The organism is Paenibacillus silagei (assembly GCF_017874735.1).
Taxonomy (GTDB): domain Bacteria; phylum Bacillota; class Bacilli; order Paenibacillales; family Paenibacillaceae; genus Paenibacillus_AQ; species Paenibacillus_AQ silagei.
Window position 1 is genome coordinate 1 of sequence record NZ_JAGGLV010000033.1, and the last position, 22,569, is coordinate 22,569.

General features: G+C 53.9%; 17 protein-coding genes. 6 read left to right on the forward strand and 11 right to left on the reverse strand.

What is annotated here, in order from left to right:
• Positions 1 to 249: 249 nt before the first annotated feature.
• From J2Z70_RS30210 to J2Z70_RS30225, 4 genes are all read right to left on the reverse strand, one after another.
• Positions 250 to 864, reverse strand: coding sequence for a TVP38/TMEM64 family protein (locus tag J2Z70_RS30210; RefSeq protein ID WP_209879070.1), 615 nt, complete (start codon positions 862 to 864; stop codon positions 250 to 252).
• 208 nt (positions 865 to 1,072) lie between these two features.
• Positions 1,073 to 1,957 (reverse strand): glycine betaine ABC transporter substrate-binding protein, encoded by an 885-nt coding sequence (locus J2Z70_RS30215; RefSeq protein WP_245368634.1) that lies wholly within the window; start codon positions 1,955 to 1,957, stop codon positions 1,073 to 1,075.
• Between the two features lie 15 nt (positions 1,958 to 1,972).
• Positions 1,973 to 2,809: an ABC transporter permease gene (locus J2Z70_RS30220; RefSeq protein WP_209879072.1), complete on the reverse strand. Its 837-nt coding sequence runs from the start codon at positions 2,807 to 2,809 to the stop codon at positions 1,973 to 1,975.
• Positions 2,806 to 4,005 (reverse strand): quaternary amine ABC transporter ATP-binding protein, encoded by a 1,200-nt coding sequence (locus tag J2Z70_RS30225; RefSeq protein ID WP_036732571.1) that lies wholly within the window; start codon positions 4,003 to 4,005, stop codon positions 2,806 to 2,808. The genes J2Z70_RS30220 and J2Z70_RS30225 overlap by 4 nt, the downstream gene beginning before the upstream one ends.
• A gap of 255 nt (positions 4,006 to 4,260) precedes the next feature.
• On the opposite strand from J2Z70_RS30225, the gene J2Z70_RS30230 reads away from it, so the two are divergent.
• Positions 4,261 to 4,815, forward strand: coding sequence for a GbsR/MarR family transcriptional regulator (locus J2Z70_RS30230; RefSeq protein ID WP_036732568.1), 555 nt, complete (start codon positions 4,261 to 4,263; stop codon positions 4,813 to 4,815).
• A 735-nt stretch (positions 4,816 to 5,550) separates the two neighbouring features.
• Here the strand turns inward: J2Z70_RS30230 and J2Z70_RS30235 are convergent.
• Positions 5,551 to 10,794, reverse strand: coding sequence for a carbohydrate binding domain-containing protein (locus tag J2Z70_RS30235; protein ID WP_209879074.1), 5,244 nt, complete (start codon positions 10,792 to 10,794; stop codon positions 5,551 to 5,553).
• 315 nt (positions 10,795 to 11,109) lie between these two features.
• On the opposite strand from J2Z70_RS30235, the gene J2Z70_RS30240 reads away from it, so the two are divergent.
• Positions 11,110 to 12,135, forward strand: a complete 1,026-nt coding sequence (locus J2Z70_RS30240; protein ID WP_036732636.1) for a LacI family DNA-binding transcriptional regulator — start codon at positions 11,110 to 11,112, stop codon at positions 12,133 to 12,135.
• 241 nt (positions 12,136 to 12,376) lie between these two features.
• Here the strand turns inward: J2Z70_RS30240 and J2Z70_RS30245 are convergent, their stop codons facing one another.
• Positions 12,377 to 13,393 carry a ketoacyl-ACP synthase III gene (locus J2Z70_RS30245; protein ID WP_209879076.1) on the reverse strand — a complete coding sequence of 339 codons (1,017 nt, stop codon included), beginning with the start codon at positions 13,391 to 13,393 and terminating at the stop codon, positions 12,377 to 12,379.
• A 204-nt stretch (positions 13,394 to 13,597) separates the two neighbouring features.
• Between J2Z70_RS30245 and J2Z70_RS30250 the strand changes: the two genes are divergently transcribed.
• The 3 genes from J2Z70_RS30250 to J2Z70_RS30260 are packed head-to-tail and all read left to right on the forward strand — an operon-like array spanning position 13,598 to position 15,324.
• Positions 13,598 to 14,167 carry a TetR/AcrR family transcriptional regulator gene (locus J2Z70_RS30250; protein WP_209879078.1) on the forward strand — a complete coding sequence of 190 codons (570 nt, stop codon included), beginning with the start codon at positions 13,598 to 13,600 and terminating at the stop codon, positions 14,165 to 14,167.
• A gap of 12 nt (positions 14,168 to 14,179) precedes the next feature.
• Positions 14,180 to 14,689: a flavoprotein gene (locus J2Z70_RS30255; RefSeq protein WP_036732563.1), complete on the forward strand. Its 510-nt coding sequence runs from the start codon at positions 14,180 to 14,182 to the stop codon at positions 14,687 to 14,689.
• Entirely contained in the window at positions 14,686 to 15,324 is a 639-nt protein-coding gene (locus J2Z70_RS30260) for an NADPH-dependent FMN reductase family protein (protein WP_209879080.1), read from the forward strand. The genes J2Z70_RS30255 and J2Z70_RS30260 overlap by 4 nt, the downstream gene beginning before the upstream one ends.
• Before the next feature lie 527 nt (positions 15,325 to 15,851).
• Here the strand turns inward: J2Z70_RS30260 and J2Z70_RS30265 are convergent.
• The 5 genes from J2Z70_RS30265 to J2Z70_RS30285 all read right to left on the reverse strand — a co-directional run bounded on the left by J2Z70_RS30265 (position 15,852) and on the right by J2Z70_RS30285 (position 22,134).
• Complete coding sequence (locus tag J2Z70_RS30265; protein WP_209879082.1) at positions 15,852 to 17,195, reverse strand: glycoside hydrolase family 28 protein; 1,344 nt, start codon at positions 17,193 to 17,195, stop codon at positions 15,852 to 15,854.
• A gap of 101 nt (positions 17,196 to 17,296) precedes the next feature.
• Entirely contained in the window at positions 17,297 to 18,406 is a 1,110-nt protein-coding gene (locus tag J2Z70_RS30270) for a glycoside hydrolase family 88/105 protein (protein WP_209879084.1), read from the reverse strand.
• A 90-nt stretch (positions 18,407 to 18,496) separates the two neighbouring features.
• A complete protein-coding gene (locus J2Z70_RS30275) occupies positions 18,497 to 19,372 on the reverse strand; it encodes a carbohydrate ABC transporter permease (protein WP_036732546.1) in 876 nt (291 codons plus the stop codon).
• Positions 19,373 to 19,393: 21 nt separating this feature from the next.
• Positions 19,394 to 20,362 (reverse strand): ABC transporter permease, encoded by a 969-nt coding sequence (locus tag J2Z70_RS30280; RefSeq protein WP_036732542.1) that lies wholly within the window; start codon positions 20,360 to 20,362, stop codon positions 19,394 to 19,396.
• Positions 20,363 to 20,574: 212 nt separating this feature from the next.
• Positions 20,575 to 22,134 carry an extracellular solute-binding protein gene (locus J2Z70_RS30285; protein ID WP_036732540.1) on the reverse strand — a complete coding sequence of 520 codons (1,560 nt, stop codon included), beginning with the start codon at positions 22,132 to 22,134 and terminating at the stop codon, positions 20,575 to 20,577.
• A 146-nt stretch (positions 22,135 to 22,280) separates the two neighbouring features.
• On the opposite strand from J2Z70_RS30285, the gene J2Z70_RS30290 reads away from it, so the two are divergent.
• Positions 22,281 to 22,433: a hypothetical protein gene (locus J2Z70_RS30290; protein WP_209879086.1), complete on the forward strand. Its 153-nt coding sequence runs from the start codon at positions 22,281 to 22,283 to the stop codon at positions 22,431 to 22,433.
• Positions 22,434 to 22,569: the final 136 nt, after the last annotated feature.

Below are 22,569 nucleotides of genomic sequence, written 5' to 3' on the forward strand. Positions count from 1 at the left end.
TCCAGCCTCATTTAGAATGGATGCGACGGATGCCACCCACTTATTTTCATTCCTGGGGGTGACAAGGCCTCTGTCTTGTCATGCCTGTTTTTCGACCATATCCGGCCCAGAATATAGTCATCCTGCCGATGCTCCAAGACACTTACCCCCAACTTTATGCACAACTTATCCACATCGGACGCAAATCATAATTTTCCAATCCACAAAAAAAAGAACATCCCCGCGGCACCACACCGCAGCAACGTTCTTCTAATGCCCCGCCCGCTTGCGCTTATCCTCCTGAAGATGCCCCCAATGCAGCCGGACAAAGATAGCAAGCAGAATCAGCATAAATACGCCATACCACAACAGAAAACCGTTCCAGTCCTCACGCGGGACAATGAGCGAGGAGCTGAGCGTACCGAACAGCCAGATAAAAGACAGATTGCCGAGCACCGTCCCCCAGACAAAAGCCGCCGGCTTCATCGGAGACACGGCTGACATCAGGTTGATGATATTGCTGGGCACAATCGGAATCGTACGCAGCAGCACCAGCGTCCAGATGCCGTAACGGTCCAGAGAGGTCTGCCATTTCTCATACTTCTTGAGCTTGTAGCCCCATTTACGGTCGAACCAGTCGAAGAGATAACGCCGGAAGAGAAAATAGACGACTACCGCGCCCAGGTTGCAGGCCAGCCAGCTGACAGCCATCCCGCCGATCACTTCGAATACAGAGACATGCAGCACAATCAGAATCGCCAGGGGGAAAAATCCGAACAAGCTTTGCAGCACGGCGAGCGGAAAGGTAGCAAAAACAATATACGGGCCGCTAAGTCCCAGACTTTGCAGCAGCCAGTCAATCCAGGCATTGATGATCTCGGTCATAGAGCGCTCTCCTTCCCTGACTCTTAGCAGCATGTAAAGGAACCGCTCATTAATGTTGAAGAAAAACACCCCTTGCGGGGTGTTTATTGAACATTTAACTATAGATTCTGCGACATTATCGTACAAGTTACAGAATTGTTGCTTATTTTCTCCCATCATAGCACACATCGGTCATCGCCGCCAGATCACTGAACCCTACAGAGTTCACTTAAGCAGAGATACCAGCCGTCCACTCATTAACCTTGGCTTCATTACTCTCTACCCATTCCTTGGCCGCTTCTTCAGGCGATTGTCCGCCCTGAATCTTGACCATAACCTGCTCCATATCCTCTGCGGTCCATTTGAATTGGCTCAGGAACTTGTGTACATCAGGCATATCTTCCTTCAGGCCTTTGCGGACCATCGTATGAATCTGCTCGGCACCGCCGTAGACATTCTTCGGATCGTCCAGGTACTTAAGGTCCATGTTGGCGAACATCCAGTGCGGAGTCCAGCCAGTGACTACAATCGGTTCATTCTTGTCAAAAGCCTTCTGCAGCTCCTGCGCCATTGCCGCCGACGAGCTCTCCAGCAGCGTATAATCGCTCAAGCCGTAGGCTTCGAGCGCTTTTTCCGTGGCCGTCATAATTCCGGCCCCCGGCTCAATTCCGATAATCCGCTTATCGAGCGTTGCCGCTACTTCTGCATTATTCAGATCTTCAATGGAGTTGATCTCCATATAGGCGGGAACGGCAAGCCCGGTCTTCGTTCCATCCAGATTCACACCGGCATCCTCAATGTCCTTGCCGTATTTCTCCAGATAAGAGGCATGCGTGCTTGGCAGCCAGGCGGCTACCATGGCATCTGCGCTTCCGTCAGCAATCCCTGCCCACATCGGTCCGGCATCGACCTGCAGCATCTCCACCTTCACGCCGAGCTTCGTTTCCAGCACTTCCTTGACTACGTTAGTACTGGCGATCTCGGAATCCCAGGCCACATAAGCCAGCTTCACCGTACTGTTATTATTGGACGAACAACCTGCTACCAGAATTACTGCCATCAGCAGCATGAGCATCATTAGCGGTTTGCGCTTTATCGATTGGATTCTTTTCATATTAATCATACACTCCTATTCTTGTGGTTTGGATTTGAAGAGCTTCTGGGTCAGACGATCCAGCAGAATGGCAATAATAACAATCGCAATCCCCGCCTCGAAGCCCGCACCCGTCTTCGCCTGTGATACTGCACGGTATACATAGGCACCTACACCCTGGGCACCGATCATGGACGAGATGACGACCATAGACAGCGAGAGCATAATCGTCTGGTTAATCCCGGCCATAATGGTCGGGAGCGCGATCGGCAATTGCAGCTTGAACAGCTTTTGCCCTGCGGTTGAACCGAAGGCATCCGCCGCTTCCACCAGCTCCGGTGAGACCTGGCGAATCCCCAGGTTCGTTAACCGGATCGTTGGCGGAATAGCAAATATAATAGAAGCAATGACGCCGGGAACAACACCCAGCGAGAAGAACGACACGGCTGGAAGCAGATATACGAACGCCGGCATCGTCTGCATGAAGTCTAAGATAGGGGTGGCAATATTCTGGAAAGTCCGGCTCTGTGCACACAGCACTCCGAGCGGAACCCCGATCACTACAGCCAGCAGAGAGGCTGTCAGTACCAGGGCCAGCGACTGCATCGACGGTCCCCACAATCCAAGATTGTCAATCAGGAGCAGTCCGACCACCGCAAACAGCGCCATCCGCCATTTGCCGATCCAGTAGGCCAGAGCTGCGATCAGAAGGGTCAGCACAATTGCGGGCAGGAAATTCAGCGCCGCATCAATCCCGCTCACCATTCCGCCAATCACAGCATGAATGATATCAAATATAGGGCCGAAGTAGGTCGTGAGCCAATTTTCAATCCATTCTACGCCCTTTCCGAGCGGTATTTTAGGTAAATTCATGAACCAATTCCTCCTTCAGGAACCGCGTTACCGGCCAGGGCAGACAACACGGCCCCTTTGATAACAATGCCCTTCAGCTTCTCGCCTTCCCCCACTACAGCAACGGGCAGATGCGTCTCCGACATCAGCTCGAACAGATCATTCAGCAGGGTATCCGGCTGAACCCGGGGAATGTCGCGCAGCATCACATCCAGAATACTGCGGTTCTCCTTCAAGGCCTGTGAGGCATTATCCGCTGTCAGCAGACCTTGCAGCCGCATCTCATTATCTGCGACATACAGGCTGGAGACCCCGCTGTCCCGCATGAGCTGCAGGGCTACCCGGGGACCGCGTTCCGGGCGGATCATCTCCGGCTGGCGCATCACATGGGAAGCGGTCAATACTTTGGACAGATCCACATCCTCCACGAAGCGTTCCACATATTTGTTCGCAGGCTGAATCAGAATTTCTTCCGGCGATCCGATCTGGACAATGACCCCGTCCTTCATCAGGGCAATACGGTCCCCGATCCGCAGCGCTTCATCCAGATCGTGCGTGATGAAGACAATCGTCTTCTTCACTCTGGATTGCAGCTCCAGCAATTCCTGCTGCATATCCTTGCGGATCAGCGGATCAAGCGCACTGAAGGCTTCATCCATCAGCAGAATGTCAGGATCATTGGCCAGACCGCGCGCCAGGCCGACACGCTGCTGCATGCCTCCGCTGAGCTGATCCGGGCGGTGGTTCTCCCAGCCCTTCAGCCCCACAAGCTCAAGAGCCTCCATGGCCAGCCGGGTTCGTTTGCTTTTCTCCACGCCCTGGACTTCCAGTCCGTATTCTGCGTTAGCCAGCACACTGCGGTGCGGGAACAGCGCGAACTTTTGAAAGACCATGCCGATATTCTTCCGCCGGAATTCCCGAAGCTGCTCCGGATTCATCTTGACAACATCCTTACCCTTGAACAGCACCTGTCCTCCGGTAGGCTCAATCAGCCGGTTCAACAGACGGACGAGCGTGGATTTACCACTGCCCGACAATCCCATAATGACAAATATTTCTCCCTCTTCAATGCTGAATTCGGCTTTATTCACACCGACCGTCAGCTTGGCTTCCCGGGCGATCTTTTCTTTGGACCAGCCTTGTTCTAATAATGGAAGCGCCCGTGCTGCATCATGACCGAATACTTTGGTTAACTGTTTCACCTCTATAATTGCCATGTTGACCTCCTTCTCTCCTTTTACTTTCGGGTTAACGCTACTGACCTAGTGTAACGGACTTACGAAAAAATACGCAAAGCTCATATTCGCTAAGAATTGAGTGTACAGTTTTAACTTTACGTACTTTACGTATAGAATACTCTGTTTAACGCCGGATTCCGTTCCGGATGAATTCTTTACTTCTTGCCGGGGATTTGATTACAATACACTAGGAGAGACATGCAGAATGTCAGCCTATTCCTCAGGAGGGACATCATGAACGATTTAGAGGGGCTTTTGCCCGAGCAAATAGAAAAAATCAGCAAAGCCCGTGAACGGGTCATCGACTCTATCGGCAAAAATATGGATTTATACGGCATCACCCTGTCCATCGGGCATTTATACGGTTACATGTACTTTAATGAGGGCCCGGTTACACTGGATGAGTTAAGCAGCACCATGGGCATGAGTAAGACCTCCATGAGTACTGGAGTACGTACACTGCTTGATTTGAAGATGATCGATAAAGTCTGGGGCAAGGGCACCCGCAAGGATCTGTTCGAGGTGGTTCCCGACTGGCATCAGAACTTCAGCGATTACTTCTCTATTAAATGGAGAAAAGCAGTTGAAGGGAATATGACCGCCCTTAACAAATCACTCGCCGAAATCCGGCAAATGAAAATCGATTACGCGGACGAGCCCGACCTATCGCGCCTGCTCCACACCGACGAGCTCAAGATTGAAGAAGCCATTAAATATTACCGCTGGCTGCTGAAGCTGATCGAAGCGCTGGAGACCGGCAAGATTTTTGAATTAATCCCTAAAGAATAATATCAGCTATTGGCGTTCAAACTATTCTGCTCATGCTGAAAAGGCTGTCCCAAAAGGGGATGTTCCATAAGCCATGAAATGGCAGGGACACCCCTTGTTTTGGAGTTGGATGGACGTTTGCGCTCGGTGAGGACGCTCCGCGAACGAAACGTTGTTACAATCGCTGTGCTCGTAAGAATTTTTTTCATTCCCCTATTCGGTGAAAATCCGGAGACCAAGGCGACCGCTATCGCTTCTCCGCGGGTCGTTTCGTCCTCTCCACTGTTTAAGCAGGAAATGGAACTACCAAAGACTTCAAGGGAACCTAGCCTCGCATACATTTGAGCCATCGCCTACGTTTGAGCACAATGTATGCTGTTTTCCGCACACATTCGGGCCATCGCCTGCGTTTGAGCACAATGTATGTTGTTTTCCGCATACATTCGGGCCATATGCCTGCGTGCGAGCACAATGTATGCTGTTTTCCGTATACATTCGGGCCATATGCCTGCGTGCGAGCACAATGTATGTTGTTTTCCGCATACATTTGGGCCATGCGCCTGCGTTTGAGCACAATGTATGCTGTTTTTCACTTTCATTTGATCCCATATGATGATTTATCAGGGAAACTATAGTTTCCATACAAGTATCAAAACGGCCGCGACCCTTGAATTCAAGGATTGCGGCCGTTTTCGCATGCTGATGTGCTGTCTTTCGGCATTATTACGCCAGCAAATCACACCATCTTTCGTTAGCTTACGGGTTCTCGATCAGACTGACATCATCGATGTAGATATGATTGCCTGCTTCGATAGCGGCATTCGTCTCTGCGCTGTTTCCGGGATTCAGCCCCAGCAGAAAGACCAGATGAACCCCTGCATCCGTTCCGCCATTCATGGTGAAGGTGTAGCTGAAGCGCTGCATTTCGCCAGTTAATGAAGCGGCGGTTGTCTGCAAATATTTCGTATAATCTCCTCCGAAATGCTCGACTGCTACTTCAATCTGCCGGTTGATATCCGAACGGGCGCTGAAGGCCAAGGTATAGCTTTTACCCTGAGTCAGCTTCAAATCCCTGTAGTCTACCTGAGCGGCGTAGTTGGCAGAGCCCGTGAAGCCCAGCGACACCTCAAGCTCCCCATTCTGGACTGTGGCATTTCCGGTGCTCTCGAAGTACTGGGTCCAGCCTTTAAGGGCCGGCTGCGTATCGAATGTGCCGTTATCCAGTGTGCCGCTGGCAGGCTCGGTGTCCGGTCCGTCTGTTACCTTTCTAAGAACTATATCATCCAAAGAAATCGTATGCGCCGTATGGTTTGCCGTTTTATCTTCACCCAGCGTGGCGCCGATCAGATAGTTCAGCTTCAGCGGATTGGCGTTCGTCACACTGAACTGAGTGCTGTAAGTCGCCCATGTGGCTGTAATGTCGAACTTCGCCTGAGCCGCCTGGGCAGAGGTTCCGCTATATTCCACGATAATCTGCCGGGGAACGGTAGATTTCGCTCTGAAGCTTAGCTCATAGGTTGCGCCAGCTTCCAGCGGGATTTTCTCCTGATAGAGCTGGGTGTGCCAGGCTTGTGACCCGGCCGCCGTGATCAGCACCTCCGCTGCTCCGTTCACCACTTGGAAGGACGAGACTCCACCTTCACCGGACCAGGTGGACCAGCCCGAGCTGCCGCCAGTGAATGATCCGTTGACGACCAGATTGTTATCATTCGCCAGTATAGTCTGAACCACACTAGCATTGACGTACCCTTCGGCTTCCACGATAATGTTATAGCTTCCCTCTGCCGGGAATGCGGCAGGCTGAATTGTGATTGCTCCCGGTCCTACATCGTACAGCTCCGCCGCAAGCGTGACGCCGTTCACTTTAAGAGACTTAATGCTGCCGGACCATTCTGCTTTCGGGATGAAGGTAAGCTCAATCGGCTGTGATACCCGGTTGGCTGTGGAATCTGCAAGCAGCTCCTGCGGCTTGGCCGGGGCGTCCTTGATCTCGAATCGCACATTGTCGATGATGATATCATGACTTTGCGGAACGCTCACACCCCCTACCTTGCCAAGCAGGAATTTCAGCGAGAGCATATCATTCGCCCCCTGCCGGAATTCGAACCGGTAATGCTTCATCTCTGGTGTCAGCTCCACCGTCTTATCGATGGAAGGGGAATAGCTCGCATTCTCTGCCTTCACATTCATCTGCCGGGCCACGCTGGCACTGGCATCGAATTCAACCACATAATCGAGGCCCGCCGCTGCCTTGAGGTTATTCTGGAAAAGCATCACCGAATACGCCTGATTGCCGGTATTAGTAATGCTGAATTTGGCTGCTCCATCCACCGCAGCGGCATTGCTCTGGCCGCCGTCTTCTGTCAGCAGCCGCTCCCAGCTCGTAAGCCCGAAGCTGAAATCACCGTTCAAAAGCGGGTAATAGGTCAGATCAGGATCATAATAGGAGCTGGTGCGTACCAGCACGAATTGATCCAGAAGGACCGTTCCTGCTGTCCCGTCAAGCAGCAGTACGAATCGTCCAAGATGATCCGTGGCCCCCGCGAGATTCTTGAACAGCGCTTCAACCTGCTGATGTCCTGCATTCAGCTGAACCGGCTCCGAAGCATAGACTACGCCGTCATTGCCTTGCAGTTCGACTACAGCTGTCCTTGCGGAGAAGCTATCGGCCTCGAAGGTCAGCTTATAATCCTGGCCTTGCACCAGGAAGATTCCCTTCTGTTGCAGCGTAACCTCGCTGCCGCCGGTGTCTGCGTCTGTAATGTCCAGCTTCAGGCGGCCGTCAGCCTCAACCTGCGGAGTAACCTCCGCACCTCCTGAAGCAGCAATATGCCAATAGCTCATCCGGTCCGGTTCTCCCAGATCAAAGCTGCCGTTGTAGAGGTGGTTGCCGTTGCCGAGCGGCGCCTTGGCGCTGTCATGATCGAAGGGAATGCTATCGATCTCTTCAAGCCGTGCATTGCCAAGCCATACCGGGGAAGCATTGGTCCCCAGATTGAACTCGATCCGCGCGGCATTGTCCGAGCTCTCCTTCATCTGGAACATCGTCTCGTAATGCTGAAGCTGCGGGGTCAGCGCTGCCTTGAACGCTGGAGAATAAGACGGGAAGCCAAGCGGTGCGCCGCCTGTCAGCCGGGCGGTCAGCTCGCGGGCCGTATCCGTTCTGGCATCGAAGCTTAGCTTGTAGAATCTGCCCTTTGCCAGCGACACAATCGCCTGCGGCTGGATCGAATAAGAGTTGCCGCCCGGCTTCAAGATGTTTACCTTGAGCAGATTCACGCCGTCTGCCTGCTCCAGAGATAGAGCCGCATCTGCGCCTTCATCTTTGTAGAGTACCCAGTGGGCTGTATTCGGGATGCCCATCCCGGGATCTCCTTCTACCTGCTCCGTGAACCCGCTGTTATAAATGAAGTTCCCGTCTGCCAGCGGCGGCTTCGCTCCCTCCAGATAAGGTTCCTTCGCCAGCTCCACCGGTACCGGCTGCCGGTATTCGCGTCCAGTCAGCTCATAGATTCTGACATAGTCAATTTCCATGGAACTCGGAAATACGGTCTCATCCGTAGGGTTACCGTCAAAGTTGCCGCCGACTGCCAGATTCATCAGCAGGTGGAACTTCTGGTTGAACGGTGCCGGATACGCGTTGATAGCCGGCTGTCCGCTGCTCTTGCTGTACCAGTCATTCTTGGTCGAGAACAGCACCCCGTCCACATACCAGCGGATCTCTCCCGGCTCCCACTCAATGGAGTAGGTGTGGAACTCTTCAATGGTGGAACTGCCAGGCAATACATACTCCTTGCCGGAATAGACATTATCCGGCCACTGGGAACCATAATGGATCGTTCCGGCAACCACATTCGGACGGCTGCCCCAGCCTTCCATAATATCCAGCTCCCCGGAGGCCGCCCAATTGCCGTACACATAATTCTCCGGCAGCATCCAGATCGCCGGCCACAGCCCCTTGCCAGCCGGAGCTTTTGCCCGGATCTCGAATTTGCCGTACATTTTGCTGTACAAGCCATTTGTCTTAATTCTGGTGGAAGTGTACGGCTTGCCGCCTATTGCCTCCTTGCGTGCGGTAATGATTAGCTTACCGTCCTGCTCTTTCACATTCTTCGGATCATTGGTGTAATATTCCAGCTCATTATTGCCCCAGCCCGGATTCCCGACAGCGGTGCCGTCTCCGAGATCATAGGTCCACTTCGCAGGATCAATGACATTATCATCGAATTCATCATTCCACACCAGACTCCACGGATCACTGCTCGGCGTCGGTGTTGGCTCCGACGTAGGCTTAGCTGTCGGTGTCGGCGTCGGTGTCGCTGTTGGCTCCGGCGTGACCTCTGGCGTCGGTATTGGCGTCGGCTCCGGCGTAACCTCTGGTGTTGGTACTGGCGTCGGTTCCGGCGTAGGCTTCGCTGTCGGTTCCGGTGTTGGCTTCGCTGTCGGTTCCGGCGTAGGCTTCGCTGTCGGTTCCGGTGTAGGCTTCGCTGTCGGTTCCGGCGTAGGCTCCGCTGTTGGTTCCGGCGTAGGCGTGACCACCGGAGTCGGCGTCACTTCCGGCGAAGGGGTGACAGCCGGTGTAGCCGTCGCTGTCTCTCCGCCACCGGCGGCCACCGGCGGCTGGCTGGCCTGCGGCGACGCCAGATTGAGATTGCTGCGGCTGCCTGTCATGAGAGCAATGCCCCCGGCCGTGACAGCCTCGGCCTGATTCAGCACAGTACCGAAGCTGCCGCTGCCTGTAATTGTAGTGCCCCGGGCACCGGCTGTAAGGAGCAGCTCAGCCACCTGCGCCTGATTCATCAGCACCAGCTTGCCGGGAGTGCCCCAGATCAGCTTGGATAGCTTGCCTGACAAGCTCAGCGTGAGGTTGCCTCCGGCCGCATCAGCGGTGGATACAACCCCATAATTGCCAATAAGAGTGACCGTCTGCTCACCTGCCGGGAGGACAACACCAGCGAATCCCTCCCCGGTAAGCGCAGCTTCTTCAAGGATAGCACCGGAATCAAGATGTACCGTTCCGGCGGATGTTGTCCCGCTGGCAACGATGCGGACACTGCCCTTCGGCTTCGCCACCTGCACAGCCCCAAGGCTGCTGTCCGTAAGGCTCACGCCCTGCCCGCCACCGCCGCGAATATAGGTTGTGCCGGTAACCTGCACCCCCTGAAGCCGGATCACTCCTTCCCCGATCCCCTCGGTAAGATAGAGATTTCCTTCTATGATAGTGTCCCTCAGTGTAATATCCTCATGGCTCAGCACCACATTGCCCTTCACCTTGCCCAGCTTCACTTCCCCGGCGGCGGAGCGCAGCTCCGGCACCAGTGTATCCGCCAGCTTCGCCAGCTCGGCACGGGTGATCCTCCCGTCTGGCTTGAATAAGCCTCCGGGGTAGCCTTGCATATAACCGGCTGCCGTAAAAGCATCCGCCGCAGCGCTAACTGCACTGTCGGCTCCCGCCAGGTCGCTATACATCCCCTGCGCTTGACGCTCAGTCTCCAGCCTCAGTATCCGCTGAAGCGCAAGGACCGCCTCCCCGCGTTTCAACGGAGCCGCAGGTTCGATTCGCTGATGTGCGTCTGCACTCAGATACCCCGCTGCTACCGCTTTGGCGATATCGTCCTTGTACCAGGCCGCCGCCGGGATATCCGCCGGAAGCACAGCCGCCATATCCTTATAGCCAAATATACGGTTGACGATTGCCGTGAATTCTGCCCGGGTGACCTGCTGCTCCGGCCGGAAGCTGCCGTCCCCGTAGCCGGAGATCACCCCGCTGCGGCTCCAGCGCTGCACCGCATGTGCCGCCCAGCTGCCCTCTTTTACATCGGTAAACGCTTTCAAATCATTAGCAGCCAACCTCCCGCTCTGGAAGGCGGCTGTGGTCTCCGCAGACGCTGTCAGTCTGCTCTGAACAGACTTCGCCTCAGCCCCGCCGCTGCCCAGCGGCGATAGAAGTCCCGTAACGATGACAGCGGCCGCTAACAACGCTGATATATTTCTTTTCATTCCGTGTATGCCTCCTCAGGATTAGAGTCTCCTCTTACCGCATTTCCATCGCCCCGCTGCCTTCAAGTTGCTCTCAGTTCAATCTAAAGTACCCTCAGGCACCCTGACCGAAATCGGTTTCGATTTTCTCCGTGCCATTCCTCTAAACGCAATTAACCTTTGACTTGTTTCGGCAAGTTGAATAGACTCTAGAAAGGACTGCTGTTTGACAGCAGAGAGTGTCCAAGTGAACGGTCAGTAGCCTTGATAAACCCTGGCATACCCGTCTTTTGGCCCTGTTATAACTATGAAGCGGGGGTGAGCATAGCCATGCAAATGAATATCAAAAAAATCGCCGAAATGGCCGGGGTCTCTGTATCGACTGTCTCCAAAATCATGAATAATTACAGCGATGTTTCCGAAAAAACGAAACGAAGAGTGCTCGAAATCATCGAACAAACCGGATATACCCCCTCAAGCTCCGCCAAGACGCTGGCTACCAAGAAATCGAATCTGATCGGGGTTATTTTTGCCGGTGAGCTAAATGTGGAATTTACCCATCCTTTTTTTGTTGAGGTGCTGAATTCGTTCAAGAAGCAGATGGGGGTTCTGGGGTATGATCTGATTTTCTTCTCGAATGAGAAGTTCATTAACAGCGGCGATTACTACTCGCGTTGCCTGCATTTCCATGTGGACGGCTGTGTCATTATCTCTGGAGAACAGATGGAGCCTGCGATACAGGAACTCGACCGGAGCCATATTCCCTGCATCGGCGTTGACCTGGAGCTGACCGGCAGGAAATCCGGCTATGTCATGTCAGACAATTACCAGATTGCTTCCAAAGTGGTGGAGCATTTCTACCTGCTCGGACACCGGGAGCTTGGTTTCATAGGCAGCAGAGCGGATTCGGATATCTCCAACCGGCGCGAAGCAGGGTATGTCAGAGCCATTGCCGGCTTCGGCCTGGTCATGAATCCTAAGTGGTTCGTGCATGGTGATGATTTCTTCGAGCCCAGCGGGTATGCAGCAATGAACTCGTTAATTGAATCGGGAGATTTGCCAAAAGCGGTCTTCGCCGCCTCCGATCTCCTCGCCCTCGGCGCAGTCCGCGCCTTGAAGGAGCAGGGTCTGCGTGTTCCTGAGGATGTAGCCATCATCGGCTGTGACGATATCGAGGCCTGCCAGTATACCAGCCCTACGCTGACTACCATCCGCCAGAACAAGGAACGCCTGGGTGTGCTCGCCGCCCATATGCTGTTCGATCTCATCAATAACCAGTCTGAAGGCGGCTCATTTGTAGTTGAACCGGCGCTGATCGTCCGTGAATCCTGCGGCAGCGGGCTGAACCGCTTGAACCGCTGAACGCCTAAACCACTGGATCGCCGTAACGCTGAACTTCTGCCTTTCCCGGATCTGCCCTTCAATCCCTCCCCTCCAGCCCAGAACAATAGCTTGGCTGCATTCCGCAACTACCTGAGAACGCTTTCGATACTATAATCGCTCATTTAACGGACTGCTTCAAGGCACCGTTTTTCTGGTTTTGGGGACCATTTTTCGGCTTGGCCCCCGTATTAGCCTGTCCATGCTCTCTATCCTGGCCGCATTACAGCGGAGTAGGCTCAGCCACCTGAGGGTCCAGCGACAGTCTGACCAGTTGGCCCGCATGGGTAAGACCCGCACCGAAACCGTACAGCAACACCTGCTGGCCGCTGCGCACCTTCCCTTCGCGGATGCCCAGATCCAGCGCAAGCGGAATACTGGCTGCCGAGGTATTACCGAAGGCTTCAAGACTGTATAATGCCTGCTCCAGAGGATAGTTCAGCCGTTCACAGATGGGTTCAATCATCCGCAGATTGGCGCTGTGCGGGATGAACCAGTCTACTTCCGCAATATCTGCTCCGGCGTTCTTCAGCACCTGCTGTACTCCCTGCGGAACCGTACGGACCGCCCACTTGAATACTTCACGGCCATTTTGCACCAGCAGCCCTGTCCCGGAGAGCTCCACTCCGTTCACCTTCTCCGCCAGCCCTGTGCGATAGACATGCTGCGCTCCGCTTCCGTCACTCCCGAGATGGTATCCCATGAAGTCGTCCTGCGCCCCGCTCCCGCTGCGCTCCACCAGCACAGCCCCTGCTCCATCCCCGAACAGAATGCAGGTACTGCGGTCCGTATAATCTGTGATCTTGGATAGCGTATCTGCACCGATGACCAGCACCTTATGATGCAGTCCCGAAGACACCAGCGCGTGAGCCGTATGCAGAGCATATACGAATCCGGCGCAGGCAGCGCTCAGATCGATCGCTCCCGCAGTCAGCGGAATACCAAGGGTATTCTGCACAATGGACGCTACAGATGGAAAAGAGAAGTCTGGCGTGCTGGTCGCCACAAGCACCATATCGACATCCTGTACGCTTTTGCCATAACGCTTCATCATATCCCGGACGGCAGCTGCACACAGATCACTGGTATATTCATCCGCGCGGCTGATTCTGCGCTCCCGGATACCCGTCCGCTGCACAATCCACTCATCATTGGTATCCACCATCTGCTCCAGATCCTGATTCGTAAGTCTGCGGGCCGGCACGTAAGATCCGATCGCTGTTATTCTTGCACCTGTCATTAGATCCACCTCAGCTTTCGATTTTATTAGTATCTGATATTAGCACTTGGTACTAATTATAACCTGCTCCTGACTATTTTGCAAAATGTATACCCGGAATCGCCCAGCAGCAAGCACATCTTAACATTGTAAAGATCACTAACACATGCTACAATCTTTACAATGTTAAGATGACAGGCAAGTATGAAAGGAAGAATGCATACCTTGAAAGATAAACCTTACCACCACGGCAATTTACGCAACCAGCTGATCGAAGCTGGCATCAGGCTGATTAACTTGGACGGCATGAATAGCTTTTCCCTGCGCAAAGTAGCCGCCGAATGTGCAGTCAGCCATACCGCCCCCTACAGCCATTTTAAAAATATAGATGAACTGGTAGCCGCCATGGGGGAGCATGTCACGAGCCAGTTTATGGACACTCTGCATGCCTCGGTTCAAGGCCAGGAGGGGAACCCTGATACGATTATTCTGCTGGGGCAGGCCTATATTGATTTTTTCATAGAGCATCCACAGTATTTCCAGTTTCTGTTCTACCATTCAGGCATCGTTATTGATCTGGACAACTACGATTCTGACAGCTATCCGCCATTTGCCCTATTCCGGACAACGGTCTATGAAGTGTTCCGCAGCAGCGGGCTGCCGGAGTCGGAATTCACCAAGCACCTAGTTACACTCTGGTCCATGGTGCATGGAATTACGGCTTTGCTTACTAATAACGGAGTGCGTTATTCGGGCAACTGGCGCGATCTGCTGGAGCTTAAATCTATCTTTTAGGGAGATGAAGTCTTGAGAACGATCATACACGATCTGCAGGAGCAAGAATTCGCGGGCTGGCTGGGGGATACGGCGCAAGAGGAAGTAACGGTCATCTCGGATAGCGGTGCGATCCGTTCGTGCATGGGCTGCTTCGGCTGCTGGACCCGGACTCCCGGGACATGCGTCATTAAGAGAGATGGCTACGACAATCTGGGCGAGCTGTTCTCCCGCAGCGATGAGCTCATGATCATCAGTAAATGTATGTACGGCAGCTATAGCCCCTTTGTGCTGAATGTGCTGAACCGGAGCCTCTCCTACATGCTGCCCTATTTTGTCACCACACACGGGGAGACACATCACCGGCCCCGCTATAAGCACCAGTTCAAATTATCCGTACATTTCTATGGCAGTGACCTTACGGAGGGTGAGCAGCATACGGCCCGAATGCTGGTCGCGGCAAACGGCCTGAATCTGTATTCGTCAGAGAACAATGTCTATTTCCACACCAGCCCGCAGCACATTAAGGAGGCCCTCCAATGAACATCGCGCTGATTAACGGCAGCCCCAAGCCAAACGGCAGCAACTCGGGCATACTGCTGTCCATGCTGGAGCCGCTGATTGCGGACGGGAACGAACTGCACCCCTATACGCCGAATAAAAGACCGCTCACTCCTGAAGAATACAGCGAGCTATGCCGCATGGATGTGCTGGTTCTGGCCTTCCCCCTGTATTATGACGGAATTCCGTCACACTTGTTCCAGCTGCTGGTTACCCTGGAAGGATATTTGAAGACCGAGCGCGAACGGGAGATTTACGTCTATGCGCTGATTAACAACGGCTTCTACGAGGGACAGCAGAACCACATTGCGGTGGAGATCCTTAAGAATTGGTGCGCGCGCGCCGGTGTTCACTTCGGGCAAGCCATAGGCCAAGGCGCCGGGGAAATGCTGGGCTCCCTGGATAAGGTGCCTCTGGGCCGGGGGCCGCTGAAGAATCTGGGCCGTGCCATGTATAGCCTGGCCGAGAGCATCCAGTCCAGAAGCGCCGGGGAATCCCTGCTCTTCAGCCCGAACTTCCCCCGCTTTGCCTGGAAATTCTATTCCACCCGTTCCTTCTGGCACCGCACAGCCAGGGAGAACGGACTGAAGCCGAAGGATCTGCGGCGGCGGATGTAACGAATACTGTAACTAATTGCATACTGGCGGTGGGGGGCTGCCGTACCCGATTAAGGTACAAGTGGAGGACTAAATTTAGGACTTAATTGCACTCTGTACATCTAAATCACCTGATATTCCTCCGATGATATGTTTAGTTGTATTTCGTACACCTAAATTCCACCAATACCGGCCTTATCCCCCATTCGGGCAGATTTAGTTGTACAAACTACATTTAGAAGCGGCGAACCTTCCTTTTCACTGTTTTTAAGTGTACAGAATGCAACTATCTATCCCTTATCCGCCGGATTTAATGTTCCCAATCGTCCCGGCACCTACATCTACGGGTAATGGCCACTTGGAAGAAAGGTAATGCTATTTATGCCTTAAAAATTCAAGTTAAATAGTACAAACTTCTATTTAACCTTAAAAGCCCGGTCCCCCAACAGGACCAGGCTCTTTCACTTTCAACTTCCACGCACACGCCCAGAGGAATGACTCCGCTGATCTCGCCAGACCTCACCTGATCTCACCGGCCCTCCAGGTCATTACCGTTCCGCCAGCGCCACCGTAACCTCCTCCACCAGCTTCTCCGGCTTGACCGTGTTCCTGGAGCGGCAGTTCAGGAATTCCACTTCTTCCCCATTCTCAACATAAAAGGCCGGGCCGTCATGGTTCTCAATTGTGACCTGCTGGAACTGCACCTCGCGGACATTGCCGAGGAAGAAGCCACGGCGCTGCATGTCCTGAAGTCCTGCCATCATATCCGGCTGGCCGGGCACCGCGTGCTCCGCCATCGAGATATCGATGTTGGTGAAGGTGATTTCCGAGACGGCCTGCTCCGCCAGCCCGTACAGGAATCCCGCCGCCGCATGGACATTGCGGGCTGTAATATTGGCATAATGAATCCGCCGGAACTGCGGGGTCTCCTCCGTCACCGGATACGGGTTCTTGTCCCAGACGTATTTCTCCTTGCCCCGGGGTCCGCAGAAATAATAGAGATTCAGCGTGAAGGGACAGATCACATCCTCCATCACAATGTTGCTGATCCGGATATCCTCAATAATCCCGCCCCGTCCCCGCCGGGACTTCATGCGGATGCCGCGGTCCGTCTGCTTAAATACACAATTGCTGATCGTCACATTGCGGATATCGCCGCTCATCTCACTGCCCAGCACCACCGCTCCGTGGCCGTGAACCATCACGCAGTTCGTAATCGTGATATTCTCGCAGGGAATTCGTTCCCGGGTATCCTCGGTGCCTGCCTTAATGGCAATGCAGTCATCACCGACATCGATATGGCAGTTGCTGATACGCACATCGCGGCAGGATTCGGGATTGATTCCATCGGTATTCGGGGAATCTGCCGGATTCAGGATCGACAGATTATCGATCATCACATTGCTGCAATTAATCGGATTCACCGTCCAGCTTGGGGAATTCACCAGCGTCAGATCGCGGAGCGTCACCCGGTTGCAATCGTCGAAGCCAATCAGTCTTGGACGGGGATACTCCAGCTCTTTTGGGCAGTCCCGATGCTTTTTCCACCAAGGTTCTCCATTCCCGTCAATAGTTCCGCTCCCGGTAATCGAGACATTCCTCAGGCCCGCTCCGTAGATGCAGGCGGCATGAACCTCCCGCTTCACCCCTTCCCACCGTGATTCCACGGCAGGATAATCCGCCGGATCGGTACTGAAGGACAATAGCGCACCGGGACTGAGATGCAGCTCAATGTTGCTGCGCAGCCTAACCGCGCCTGTCAGGAAAGTACCGGCCGGAATATATATCGTCCCGCCACCAGCCCCGTGCGCCGCTGCAATCGCATCGGCGATCGCCTGCGTTGCTGGCAACCCGCTGTCCCGCTGCGCTCCGTAGTCTACTATGTTATACACTGTCCGCCTCCATTCTTGTCATCCGCTGCCGGGCTGATCCAGGCAGCTTCCGGCTCTATTGTGCCTATGTCTGAACCGGCAGCCCTCTAACTCCACTCCGCTTATGCCGGATACAAATCCTGCATCTCCACACAGGCCATCACCAGCGCGCCCACGCCGTGCAGATCATTGCTGACCTTCGGACGGGTTACATAGTTACGGTAATCTCCCGCCGAGGTCCCGATGCAGATATCCGGCAGCAGCAGCCGGCCCTGCTCATCCCACTGGAGCACCTGAATTAAGCCTTCGTAGCCTTTACGCGCGGCTTCCGCCGCTTCATCCGCAATTTCAGCCGGAAGGATACCCAGCTTCACTGCTCTGGCAATCGTGTAGACGAACAGACAAGAGCCGGAGGTCTCCAGCCAATTATCAGGTTCATGTCCCTTATCCACCACCTGATACCACAGACCGCTCTGCGGGTCCTGATAACGGATCAACGCCTGTACGAATCCGTTTAGCTCGGCTGCAAGCTCGGCCCGACCAGGATCAGTCTCCGGCAGTTCATCCATGAACTGTGAGACGGCAAGCCCGTACCAGCCAAGCGAGCGGCTCCAGAATTCTGGCGAGCAGCCGGTGGCAGGATTCGACCATGGCATGCGGCGGCTCTCATCCCAGGCATGGTAGAGCAGGCCGGTCGCCTCGTCTTTCATATATTTGCGCATTAGGCGCTCCTGATGAAGGACTTCGGCCCGCAAGGCATCGTCTCTATAAGTATTCGCGTACTTCAGCGAGAACACCCCGGCCATGTACAGCCCGTCCAGCCACATCTGGTGCGGATATTTGTCCTTATGCCAGTACCCGCCCTCGGAGGTCCGGTTCAGCGTCAGCAGCAGATGGCGGAGCTTGAACGCAGCCTCCCGGTATTTCCGCTTACTGGTCCGTTCATACAGTGTGAAGAGCAGCAGCCCCGCCTGCACGGCATCCAGCTCATCCCGGGCAAAGTCGAAATTCCCCTGTTCATCCACCAGATCATCCACATACTGCTGGATATAATGGATGTAGCGGTCCTCCCGGAGCGTCTTCCACAGCAGCTCCATCCCGCACAGGAATACGCCCTGATGATAATGCCAGCGGTGCGCAGGCGGGAGTTCTCCCGCCTGATACGTATCCATTAATGAATCACAGGCCTTTTGCGCCCATTCAATCGGTGTTTGCGGCAGACTGCCTATCATCGTAATCCCCCTTCAATTGCTCAGAATATCCGGCGGCCCCTCTATCTCAGCGACCCTCCTTCCATCCTTCCATCCTTCAGCCGTCAGTCATCAGCCCTTCATCGAGCCCAGCATCGCACCCTTGGCAAAATGCTTCTGCAGGAACGGATACACCATCAGAATCGGCAGCGTAGCGACCACGATAACCGCCATCTTGATCGTCTGATCCGGCGGCGGAACCGTGCCGTCCAGTGTCGCACTGTGATCCATCCCGCTGGCCAGCACGACAATCTGCCGCAGCAGGACTTGAATCGGCCATTTGGCGCTGTTATCCAGATAGAGAATGGCGCTCATATAAGTGTTCCAGTACGTCACAGCGTAGAACAGAGAGATCGTGGCAATCGCTGGCAGCGACAGCGGCAGCACGATTTTGAACAGAATCCCGAAGTCATTGCAGCCGTCAATCTTGGCCGATTCCTCCAGCCCCTCCGGAATGTTCTGAAAAAAGTTCTTGAGTATAATCATATTGAACGCACTGATCGCGGAAGGAAGAATCAGCGCCGCATACGAGTCGATCAGCCCCAGCTCCTTCACCACGAGGAACGTAGGAATCATCCCCCCGTGGAACAGCATCGTGAACACCACCAGGAAGTTGAACACCCGGCGGCCGTCCAGATCCTTGCGGGAGAGACCGTAGGCCATCAGCGCCGTGATGAACATACTGAACAGCGTGCCTATCAGCGTGACTCCAATCGATACCCCCAAGGCTCTGAAGATCGTATTCGTGGAGAAAATAAATTTGTACGCCTCTAAGCTCCATACCTTCGGAATCAACACAAACTTGTTGGCAGCCAGCTCAGCACTGGTTGTGAAGGAGCCTGCTACGACGTGGATGAACGGCAGCACCGTTACCAGCGCGATAAGGGCAAGCAGTATAAAGTTGACGGCAGAGAATAGTCTGCCGCTGAACGTGCGGTCTTCTACCATTTGAATTCCTCCTGCGGCATTTTAATATACGCCTTCTTCTCCTATTTTCTTGGATACCTTATTGACGGTCATGACCATGATCAGGCCCACAATCGACTTGAAGAAGCCGATGGCTGTACTGTAGCTGAACTGCCCTTGCCGCAGACCGGCGGTGTAGACATACGTATCGATAATTTCCGCAACCTCGCGGTTCATGGAGTTGAGCAGCAGGTAGACATGCTCGAAGCCCAGGTCGAGAACGGAACCGATTTTCAGAATAAACAGGGTGATAATCACTCCCCGGATGGCCGGAAGCGTAATATGCCAGACCTGTCTGAGCCGTCCGGCTCCGTCCATGCGCGAAGCTTCATAGAGCCCCGGATCAATAGCAGCAATGGAAGCCAGATAGATAATCGTCCCCCAGCCTGCTTCCCGCCAGATGACCTGAAGGATATACATCGGCCGGAACCAGCCTGGACTCAGCAGGAAATTGATCTTGGCGAATCCGAAGTAAGCGAGCAGCTCGTTGATAATCCCCCCGTCCATCGTCACCATGACGAAGGAGATTGAGACGACAATAACCCAAGACATGAAGTGCGGCAGATACACCAGGGTCTGGAAGAATCTTTTGAAGAAGGTGCCTCTGAGTTCATTAAGCATCAGGGCCAGAATAATCGGAATCGGAAAATAAATCAGAATATTCATCCCGAACAGAATCAGCGTATTGGCTAATATGTTCAAGAAATCAGGCTCGGTGAACAGCCGGCTGAAATGCTTCATGCCCACCCATTCGCTCCCGGTAATCCCTTGGTAAGGCTTGTAATCCTGGAAGGAAATAATCAGTCCGTACATCGGTAAGTATTTGAAGATAATGAAATACAGCACGCCGGGGATGAGCATGACATAGAGCAATTTGTTGCGCCACAGCCGCTTTTTCAGCTCACTGCTGCTCTTGTATTTCTTCGGCTGCGGTTCGGGAACTACGCGGGGCGGGGCGGTTACTTCCTGCATGATTCTCTTCCTTTCTCTGTAAATTATTCGTTAGTCAAGTGGAAACAGCTTCGCAGTCCTTTTAAAGGACGGTAATGTTTCAGCGAGAAATAGAAGGATAATCTATAGCGTGAAACATATAAATTCTTATATTTGGAAAAAAGGCTGCCGGAGCGCTAACCCGGGTCAGCCCTCTTCCTCTTCAGTCCGCTGCTATAGCGGCTATGCTCTGCTTATTTTTTGTACGCGGCATTATATTCTTCGATGATCTTCGCCCCGCCCCGGCTCTTCCAGTTCTCGACTTCCTTCTCGAAGCCGGCTTTATCCAGCTGACCGTACATGTATTTATACGTGGCATCCGCAATAATCTGCTGAAGCTCAACGCCCTTGGACGTATAGGTAGCCGAGTCGAGCGCAGCCGTAGGATCTGCGACCCCGTATTTCACATTCTCCAGCACCAGCTCCTCCGCATGAATCCGGCCCGGCAGCACGTTCAGACTCTGATACATGCCGTTCGTTTCGTATTCGCCGATAACGCTGTCCTTGAAGCCTTTGACTTCGCGTTCAATGAGCTCTTTATTGTCGGTCGCTTTGGCTTTGCCGTCCACCACAGTATAGTGTGTGCCTTCAATGCCCCAGTACATCAGGTTCGATACTTCAGGAGTCATCATGTAGTCGAAGAACTTCAGAATCTTCTTCAGCTCCGCTTCATCCTTCACCGCCGATTTCGGGAACAGCACTACGTTGTTATAGCCGGGAATCATCCACTGGGCGAACTTGCCGTCAGGTCCAGCCACCATACTATGCGTATCCAGCACGGCATCCGGCACGTTCTTGATCAGGTCCTTGTTCAGGGAATCGATATCCTGCATCGAGCCGCCGATATACAGCCCGGCCTTGCCGCTGGTGAACATATTGACCGCATCCGTCTTGCTGGTTGCTGCGAAGTCCTGGTTCATGTAACCGCCTTCACGCAGCTTTTTGAAGAAATCCATGGTATCGATATATTGCGGAAAAGTGAACTCTGGCGCAAGCTGCCCGTCCTTCTCCGCCCAGTTGTTCGGGGTGCCGAACCAGGAGGAGACGGTTTTAAACGCACCATACACCAGCTCATTGCGGTCCACCACGCCGATGGTATCCTTTTTCCCGTTGCCGTCCGGGTCCTGCTCGGTAAAAGCCTTAGCCATCGCGAACAATTCCTCCGTGTTGGCCGGTGCTTTCAGTCCCAGCTTATCCGCCCAATCCTTGCGGTAGATGATGCCCTGGCGGGCCAGCGGACGGCCGATATACAGGGTATACAACTTACCGTCGACCTTGGTGTTATTCAGGATCTCCGGCTTCAGCTTATTCAGGTTCGGGAATTCGCTGAGCAGCGGCCCGATCTCCCAGAACTGCCCGTCCTTGATCGCTTCCTTCATCTGCAGGAAGGTCGTCTGGTTCTTCAGGTACGTCACCTGCGGCAGGGAGCCGGTGGCGAACGAGGAGTTCAGCTTCTCCTCATACGTATCGGCTGGGAAGAACTGGTAGGTCAGCTTCGTATTCGTCAATTTCTCCACTTCATTCTTGATCGTATCCGGTGGAGTATCTGTCGTATTCAGCGGCAGCATAATCTTGATCTCTGTTGGCTTCTCCGGCTCTGCGGCCGGGTCCGTGGTTGCGGTTGTGTTGGTCCCGGTGCTGGCGCCCGGGTCTTTCGTGGCTGCCGCCTCTTTGTTGTTGTTACCGCCGCAAGCGGACAACATGCTGAGTGTCAGCAGCGAGCTTAGGAGCAGGGTGAAGGATTTTTTCGTCATTCCTCTTTGACCTCCGTTTAACTTGTATTGGTTACAAGCCTCACATTACGCTCTGCGCTGGATTACGAAAACAATCATTTGCTCATAAAGGTGCACAGCGGCGGGAGGTGTGGGTTAATGATTATCGTGTGATGGGGGGATAGGCATTGAAAGCTAAGTGTGTTGGAGCGATGGTCGAGCAGCGGCGGGCGGTATTGAGGTGCAGCTGCGAGGGGCGGGACTGCGGTGGCAGGGCACGAAGCGGCGGCGGGCGGGACTGCGCTGGCAGGGCGGGTGCGGCGGTGGGCGGGACTGCGTGAGCTTTGGACTTCCGGCCGCTGTTAGGTTTGGATTTCCTGATTCGGACCGCTAGTTGCGGTAGAAATCCAAACCTAAAGGCGGACGCTACCGCTCCTACAGTTCCAAACCTCCCTCCGTCCCTTTCTGCCGCTCCAG